The organism is Paenarthrobacter sp. (genome assembly GCF_031180005.1).
Classification (GTDB): Bacteria; Actinomycetota; Actinomycetes; order Actinomycetales; family Micrococcaceae; genus Arthrobacter.
Genome location: NZ_JAPSHI010000054.1, coordinates 1 through 6,369, shown reverse-complemented (window position 1 = coordinate 6,369; position 6,369 = coordinate 1). Strand labels below are relative to the sequence as shown.

Sequence of the window (6,369 nt, the reverse complement as noted above, 5' to 3'; positions counted from 1 at the left end):
TTAGCCCTGGCGCTGCTTGTGGCGCGGGTTCTCGCAGATCACCATGACCCGGCCATTACGGCGGATCACTTTGCACTTTTCGCAGATCTGCTTGACGCTCGGCTTGACCTTCATGGCATTCCTTTGCGTGTGACAGTTGGTCAGCTGGAGCGGCAATCAGTTCGCACTGACGCGCCCAGCCATTTACTTGTAGCGGTAGACGATACGACCACGGGTGAGGTCGTACGGGCTCAGCTCCACCACTACGCGGTCCTCAGGGAGAATCCTGATGTAGTGCTGACGCATCTTTCCAGAGATGTGTGCCAGAACGATGTGCTTGTTGGTGAGCTCAACGCGAAACATCGCGTTAGGCAGCGCCTCGGTCACAACGCCTTCGATCTCAATGACCCCGTCCTTCTTGGCCATACCCTCCGCTAACTGTTGTTGCCGCCGTCCTGCCGGATTGCACCGGTCATGACCACGAACGTTTTTGTTGGATCGATTGCCGGCTCCAGGCCCCCAAAAGGGCGTGGCAGTCCAGACAACCAACAAACAACACTACGCCATAGCGGGACGAAAGTTAAATCCAGCAATGCTAGCGCATCGGGCGGCCATACGCACCGAAGCTGCCGCCTGGAGTGTTGATGGCTTCCGCACTTGCGATGCCGTCAAGAATTGCCAGGCGTACGACGTCGGCTGCCGCACTTTGCAGTGCGATCAGGCTGCCGATCAGGGCGGCTTCGTCTGTCCGGTCCAGCGGTACAGCCCCGGTCGCGAGGCAGAAGACGGTATCGCCGTCGGCGAGGGTATGGGAAGGATCCAGGGCCCTGGCAATTCCGGCATGGGCGGCAGATGCGGTCCGCCGGCACCCGGCCACATCCAGGGCAGCGTTGGTTGCGACAACCACCAGCGTGGTGTTGAGCGGGGCGGAACTCCCTAAAGGAGAATCGGGAACCCGGACGCGCGCGCCTGCCCGCGAGCCTGCGGAGGGTTCATGATTCCCCGACGGCGTTACCGGGAGGCCGAACGCGTTCACCACCGCGATTGCCCCAACAACCACACCGTTGCCCAGGGTGGCCGAGGCGGTGCCCAATCCGCCCTTGAACGTACGCCCGATGACCGCTCCGGTGCCGGCGCCTATGTTGCCGCGTTCGACGTCGTGCCTTTCCATGTGCGCCGCAGCGGCAGCAGTTGCCGCATAACCCATCTCCGGCGTCGGCCGTGCCGCGAAGTCCCCTCCCCTGCCCAGGTCGAAGATCGCCGCGGCCGGAACGATCGGGACCACTCCCCCGGGCACCGGGAAGCCGCGGCCGTTTTCCTCGCACCAGCGCTGGGCCCCGGAGGCGGACGCGAGTCCGTAGGCGCTGCCACCTGTCAGCACCACGGCATCCACCACGCTGACCAGGGTGGTGGGATCCAGTGCGTCTGTCTCATGGGTCGCGGGACCGCCGCCCCGGACATCCACGGACCCTACCGTCGCGGGCGGCGGAAGTACCACGGTTACTCCGGTCAGCCACCCGGCCCCGGACTTCTGTGCATGGCCGACCCGGATTCCGGGCACATCGGTGATGGCTCCCATGGCACCCATTCTGCCCTCGATGCACTCCGGCGACACGGGTAAAACCTGACGAACCAAAAAATCCCTGGGGACCCCCATATATGGAGGTCCCCAGGGATTTTCGGTGTCGAAATCAGGAAGGAAGGGTGCCTTACGGGATGGCGACGGGGGTTACGCCCAGCGGCACCAGGTGCTCCGCGCCGCCGTCGGGGGCGGACAGGACCCAGATGCCCTTGTCATGGACGGCAACGGAGTGCTCCCACTGGCAGGAGCGCTGTCCATCCGTGGTCACCACTGTCCAGTCATCCTCGAGCACGGCAGTCTCGATGCTGCCACGCACAAGCATGGGCTCAATCGCCAGGCAAAGGCCGGGACGGATCTTCGGGCCACGGTGGTTGGTGCGGTAGTTCAGGACGTCCGGCGGCATGTGCATCTCCGAACCGATGCCATGGCCCACATAGTCCTCAAGGATGCCCAACGGCTTTCCCGGCACCGAGGACACGTAGTCGTCGATGGCTGCGCCGATGTCGCCGACGTGCTTGCCGGTTGCCAGGGCGGCGATCCCCCGCCACATTGCCGCCCGCGTGACGTCGGACAGCCGCTGGTCCTCGGGGTCAGCAGTTCCCACGATGACGGTGCGTGCCGAATCGGAGTGCCAGCCGTTGACGATGGCTCCGCCGTCAATGGAAATGATGTCGCCGTCGCGCAGGACGCGGCTGCCTGGAATGCCGTGCACCACCTCCTCGTTCACCGAGGTGCAGATGGTGGCCGGGAACCCGTGGTAGCCGAGGAAGTTCGATTTTGCCCCTGCCTCATTCAGGACGGCGGCGAACACGTCGTCGAGGTGTTTGGTGGTCACCCCGGGAACGGCGGCCGCAACTGCGGCATCGAGGGCGCGGCTGAGGACGAGGCCGGCGTCATGCATGGTGCGCATCTGGGCGTTGGTCTTGTATTCGATGCGGGGCTGTCCGAATGCCATGGGTGTTTCCTTTCAAATGGCTGAGGCTCCTCCCCGGAGAGGGAGGAGCCTCGAAAAGCTTTTGCCTGGATCAGGCTGCCTGTGCTGCCTTGATGGCCTGCATCACGCGGTCGGTTACCTCGTCGATGCCACCGATGCCATCGACCTGGGTAAGGATCCCGCGTTCGGCATACTTCGCGACCACGGCTTCCGTCTGCTCGTGGTAAAGGTCCAACCGGTGGCGGATGACGGCTTCGTTGTCGTCGCTCCGGCCTGTCTCCTTCGCCCGGCCGAGCAGCCGGTGCACCAGTTCCTCGTCATCGGCCGTGAGCTGCAGGACAATGTCGAGCTTCTCATCGCTGTCGGCCAGGATCTCGTCGAGGTAGTCCACCTGCGCGGTCGTGCGGGGGTACCCGTCGAGCAGGAAACCATTTTCGACGTCGGACTCGCCGAGGCGGTCGCGCACCATCTTGTTGGTCACGCTGTCCGGAACGAAGTCCCCGGCGTCCATGTACTTCTTGGCTTCGATGCCAAGCGGGGTCTCGCCCTTGACGTTGGCGCGGAAGATGTCGCCGGTGGAGATCGCCACAACACCGAGGCGCTCCGAAATCCGCTCCGCCTGTGTTCCTTTTCCGGAACCGGGAGGTCCAATAATCAGCATTCTCGTCATCGCAAAAGCCCTTCGTAGTGACGTTGTTGTAGCTGCGCATCAATCTGCTTGACGGTCTCCAGGCCAACGCCCACCATGATCAGGATCGAGGTGCCACCGAACGGGAAGTTCTGGTTTGCGTTGATCAGTACCAGTGCCACCAGCGGAATCAGTGCCACGAAGCCCAGGTAGAGGGCACCGGGCAGGGTGATCCGGGAAAGCACGTACTGCAGGTAGTCAGCGGTCGGCTTGCCGGCGCGGATACCTGGAATGAAGCCGCCGTACTTCTTCATGTTGTCCGACACTTCTTCAGGGTTGAAGGTGATCGCCACGTAGAAGTAGGTAAAGAACACGATCATGGCGAAGTAAAGCACCATGTAGATCGGCTGGTCCCCGCGGACCAGGTTGTTGTTGATCCACTCCACCCATGGCTGGAGCGGCTCACCCTGGCGCGGCTGGTTGAACTGCGAAATCAGCCCCGGCAGGTAAAGCATGGAGGACGCGAAGATTACGGGGATAACGCCCGCCATGTTGACCTTGATGGGGATGTACGTGCTGGTACCTCCCACGGTCCTGCGCCCGATCATCCGCTTGGCGTACTGCACCGGCACGCGGCGCTGGGACTGCTCGACGAAGACCACCAGGGCCACGGTGAGGAGGCCCACGGCCAGGACGATGAAGAACGTTCCCGGGCCCTGCGCGGTCCAGATGGCGCCGAGGGAGGTGGGGAAGGTGGCCGCGATGGAGGTGAAGATGAGCAGCGACATGCCGTTGCCCACGCCCTTCTCGGTTACCAGTTCACCCATCCACATGATCAGGCCGGTACCTGCGGTCAGCGTGATGATGAGCAGGATCGTGGTGATCACGCTGGAATCGGGAATGATCGGCAGGTTGCATCCGGGCAGGAGCTGCCCGGATCGGGCCAGCGAAACCAGGGTGGTGGCGTTAAGGAGGCCCAGGGCGATGGTGAGGTACCGCGTGTACTGGGTCAGCTTGGACTGCCCTGACGCGCCCTCTTCATACAGCTGCTGGAAGCGGGGAATAACCACCCGGAGCAGCTGCACGATGATGCTTGCCGTGATGTACGGCATGATGCCCAGGGCGAAGATGGACACCTGGAGCAACGCGCCGCCGCTGAACAGGTTGACGAGCTGGTAGAGCCCGCCTGCGGTCTGACCGTTCTGCAAGCATTGCTGGACATTCTGGTAATTGACACCGGGCGAGGGAATGAAAGCACCCAAGCGGAAAATGGTGATGATTCCCAGCGTGAACAACAACTTGCGTCGCAGATCAGGCGTGCGAAAGGCCCGGCCAAATGCGCTAAGCAAGCGTCCTCCTGTGGTGTAAAAAAGCGGGGTGTGATGGGGATCTATGGATCCCGACAACCGAGTCTAACTGTTGGATGCGCCGTGCGGACAATCCTGCATTCGCATGTGCGCCGGATGGTCGCAAAAAGACTTGCCGTTGGATGCGAAAAACTCCCGGTATCCGGGGCCGTAGCCCCGCATACCGGGAGTTTCCCAACAGGCTTTCGCCCACCAATCCCTAGAGGGCGGTGGTGCTTCCGCCTGCTGCAGCAATCTTTTCAGCGGCGCTGGCCGAGAATGCGTGGGCGGTGACGTCGACCTTGACGGTGATGTCGCCGGTGCCCAGCACCTTGACGGGCTGGTTCTTGCGAACGGCACCCTTTTCGACCAGGTTCTCCACGGTGACTGCGCCACCTTCCGGGAACAGCTCGTTGAGCTTGTCCAGGTTTACAACCTGGAACTCAACCCGGAACGGGTTCTTGAAGCCGCGAAGCTTCGGCAGGCGCATGTGCAGCGGCAACTGGCCGCCGGCAAAGCCAGCCTTCACCTGGTAGCGGGCTGCAGTACCCTTGGTACCGCGACCGGCGGTCTTACCCTTGGATCCCTCACCACGACCAACACGGGTCTTGGCGGTCTTGGCACCCGGCGCGGGACGCAGGTGGTGAACCTTCAGGGCGTTCTGCTTCTCAGCAGAGGCGCTCTGTGCCTTATCAGCAGTGTTCTCTGCCATTTACTTCGCCTCCTCTACCTTTACCAGGTGCGGAACCGTGTTGAGCATGCCAACGGTCACGGCGTCGGCGGTGCGGACAACGGTGTGTCCGATCCGCTTCAGGCCGAGGGACCGAAGGGTGTCGCGCTGGTTCTGCTTGCCGCCAATGGCGGACTTGATCTGAGTGATCTCCAACTGTGCGTCGGAGGGGATCAGGTTCTTAGCCATTACTAGACACCTGCCTTGGTGTTCAGGAGGGCCTTCACCAGTGCAGCCGGAGCGATCTCGTCGAGGGGCAGGCCGCGGCGTGCTGCCACTGCTGCCGGCTCTTCGAGGCGCTTCAGGGCATCAACAGTCGCGTGAACGATGTTGATGGCGTTGGAGGAACCGAGCGACTTGGAGAGGATGTCGTGGATACCCACGCACTCCAGTACCGCGCGGACCGGACCACCGGCGATAACACCGGTACCGGCGGAAGCCGGACGCAGCATTACGACGCCGGCAGCTGCCTCACCCTGCACGCGGTGCGGGATGGTGCTGCCAACGCGGGGTACGCGGAAGAAGGACTTCTTGGCCTCTTCTACGCCCTTCGCGATAGCGGCGGGAACTTCCTTGGCCTTGCCGTAGCCGACGCCGACCATGCCGTTGCCGTCTCCGACGACGACCAGGGCGGTGAAGCTGAAGCGACGACCACCCTTGACCACCTTGGAAACGCGGTTGATGGTAACGACGCGCTCTACGAACTGGCTCTTCTCGGCTTCACGGCCGCCGTCGCGGCCGCCACGGCCACCACGGTCGCCGCGGCCCTGGCCACGGTCGCCACGCTCGCCACGACGAGCGCCACCACGGCGGTCGTCGGCAGCTGCGGGGGCAGTGGTCTCAGTGGCCGAAGCAGCTACGGCTTCAGGCGCCTTCTGATCTGCAGACACAGTGTCCTTTTCCTTGTTTGCTTCCGTCACAGTGACAGCCCACCTTCACGTGCACCGTCAGCGACGGCGGCAATCCGGCCGTGGTACTTGTTACCACCACGGTCGAAGACAACAGCTTCGATACCGGCAGCCTTGGCACGCTCGGCAACCAGCTCGCCAACGCGCTTGGCCTTGGCAGTCTTGTCGCCGTCGAATGCACGAAGGTCGGCTTCCAGAGTGGAGGCGCTCGCTACGGTCAGGCCCTTGGTGTCATCGACAACCTGGACGAATACGTGGCGTG

Annotated in this window: 10 protein-coding genes; all 10 read right to left on the bottom strand. The window is 63.0% G+C overall.

What is annotated here, in order from left to right; translation table 11 throughout:
- Window positions 1-114 (bottom strand): 50S ribosomal protein L36, encoded by a 114-nt coding sequence (rpmJ, locus tag RIF72_RS19640; protein WP_009358722.1) that lies wholly within the window; start codon window positions 112-114, stop codon window positions 1-3.
- Between the two features lie 69 nt (window positions 115-183).
- Window positions 184-405 (bottom strand): translation initiation factor IF-1, encoded by a 222-nt coding sequence (gene infA / locus RIF72_RS19635; protein ID WP_009358723.1) that lies wholly within the window; start codon window positions 403-405, stop codon window positions 184-186.
- A 169-nt stretch (window positions 406-574) separates the two neighbouring features.
- Complete coding sequence (locus RIF72_RS19630; RefSeq protein WP_309076467.1) at window positions 575-1,558, bottom strand: P1 family peptidase; 984 nt, start codon at window positions 1,556-1,558, stop codon at window positions 575-577.
- Window positions 1,559-1,688: 130 nt separating this feature from the next.
- On the bottom strand, window positions 1,689-2,516 hold the full coding sequence (gene map / locus RIF72_RS19625; RefSeq protein WP_309076466.1) for a type I methionyl aminopeptidase: 828 nt from the start codon (window positions 2,514-2,516) through the stop codon (window positions 1,689-1,691).
- A 70-nt stretch (window positions 2,517-2,586) separates the two neighbouring features.
- Entirely contained in the window at window positions 2,587-3,156 is a 570-nt protein-coding gene (locus RIF72_RS19620) for an adenylate kinase (protein WP_309076468.1), read from the bottom strand.
- A 5-nt stretch (window positions 3,157-3,161) separates the two neighbouring features.
- Window positions 3,162-4,472 carry a preprotein translocase subunit SecY gene (gene secY / locus RIF72_RS19615; protein ID WP_309076465.1) on the bottom strand — a complete coding sequence of 437 codons (1,311 nt, stop codon included), beginning with the start codon at window positions 4,470-4,472 and terminating at the stop codon, window positions 3,162-3,164.
- Window positions 4,473-4,689: 217 nt separating this feature from the next.
- Entirely contained in the window at window positions 4,690-5,181 is a 492-nt protein-coding gene (gene rplO, locus RIF72_RS19610; protein ID WP_309076464.1) for a 50S ribosomal protein L15, read from the bottom strand.
- A complete protein-coding gene (gene rpmD / locus RIF72_RS19605) occupies window positions 5,182-5,388 on the bottom strand; it encodes a 50S ribosomal protein L30 (protein WP_056626615.1) in 207 nt (68 codons plus the stop codon).
- A 2-nt stretch (window positions 5,389-5,390) separates the two neighbouring features.
- Window positions 5,391-6,119: a 30S ribosomal protein S5 gene (rpsE, locus tag RIF72_RS19600; RefSeq protein WP_309076463.1), complete on the bottom strand. Its 729-nt coding sequence runs from the start codon at window positions 6,117-6,119 to the stop codon at window positions 5,391-5,393.
- On the bottom strand, window positions 6,116-6,369 hold a 254-nt coding region (gene rplR, locus RIF72_RS19595; RefSeq protein ID WP_309076462.1), incomplete at its 5' end, for a 50S ribosomal protein L18. The genes rpsE and rplR, both read right to left, overlap by 4 nt.